1 protein-coding gene is annotated in these 1,515 nt (G+C 64.8%); it reads right to left on the minus strand.

What is annotated here, in order from left to right; genetic code table 11:
* The coding region (locus VGO12_RS09345) for an autotransporter domain-containing protein (protein WP_327512464.1) at positions 1-1,515 on the minus strand (1,515 nt) is incomplete at both ends.

Here is a 1,515-nt window from a genome sequence, read left to right on the forward strand (position 1 = left end):
TCGAGGTCCCAATTGTCGTTGTTGCTGAGCGCAAGCCCGGCCGAGACCCGGCCGAACAGGCCTTCGCCGTCGAGCGACGCAAAGCCGACATCGGCGCCGACCGTCGGCGACAGGATCAGCCCGTTTTCCAGCTCCAGCGTGCGTTCGATGTCGAAGCCGATGCTGAGCCGGGCCTGTTCCTCGATGAAGCCCTTGAGGTCGATCACCTCGCCGAGCGCGTTCCTGACGCTGTAGTCGTCCGTCTCTTCGTTGAAGTAGACGGCTCTGAGCTTCGGAAGGAAAACCGTCGCCTCGTCCAGTTGCCATTCGCCGGTCAGCTTGACGTCCGCCATCCAGCGGGTGGTGTCGAACGTGCCGGTGAAGATGCCGGTGTCGATGTCGTTGGACGAGCCGCCATAGAGCAGGTTGGCGTCGAGGAAGACGCCCTTGCCGATCTCGAAAGAGGCATAGGGGCCGGCGAGCCAGCCATTGCCTTTCAGCTCGGCGTCTTCGTCGGTCGGATCGGTCATGTAGTCGTAATGGAACGACAGGCCGACGAGCGCCCGGTCGCTCAGGAGATAGTCGGCGCCGAGCGAGAACAGGGCGAAATTGCCCCACTTGTCGCTTTTGTCGTCTTCATCCTTGTGGAACAGGAAGCTGCCGTTCATCCAGATGTCGAACGGTCGGTCGGTTGCCACGAAGGTCTGACCGGCGGCTGCCGCATCGGCGGCATCGCGCGCCGCCTGGATCTGCGACAGGCTCGAGGAAAAGCCGAGGCGGGCGCCCTTTTCCGACGGCGTCACCGCCGTCGTCACCGGATCGGTGCTGGTCGCCGCGCGCCGCCGTTCGATCAGCCCCGGCACCTTGACCGTCGACGACAACAGGTTCTGGCGGTTGCGCACGAAGTCGCGCACCAACCCGTCGATCTCCTCACCGGCCGCCACCCGGTCGAGCGCGATCCTGTAGGTGACCGAACCGATATTGGAGGAGCCGAGCGCGCTCCTCAGCGTATAGCTGACCACCGCCGAGCCGGAATAGGACGGGTTCGGCGTGAACTTCAGATAGAAGCCGACCGGCGTGAAGCTGCCGGCAGCGGCAAGCTCGCCCTCGATGATCTCGGCGGTGCCGGCAAAGGGCGGCGAGACCGAGGCAACCGCTGCGTCGGTGAACGGACCACCCGTGGCGCCACCGTTGAGATAGACATCCTTCGGCGTCGACCCTGCCGGAACCTCGACGACGACATTGGGTACCGTCACGGCACGGGCATTCAGCTTCAGCGTATAGGCAGCCGTTCCGCTGGCGCCGCGGCTGTCGGTCACAGCAATGGTGAAACTGTAGCTGTCGGGCACGGCATCGGCGGCCAGCGGCCCGGTCAGTTCGCCGGTCGTAATGTTGAGCACCATGCCCTTTGGCAGGGCGCCGCTCTTCAGGCTGTAGACCAGCGCACCGGTGCCACCGGTCGCCGAGATGCGTTGCGAATAGGCTTCGCCGACCATCGCGTCGGCAAGGCTGCCCGAAGACGGGGTAAAGACGAAG

Origin of the sequence: Ensifer sp. (assembly GCF_035999135.1) — a bacterium.
Classification (GTDB): domain Bacteria; phylum Pseudomonadota; class Alphaproteobacteria; order Rhizobiales; family Rhizobiaceae; genus Ensifer.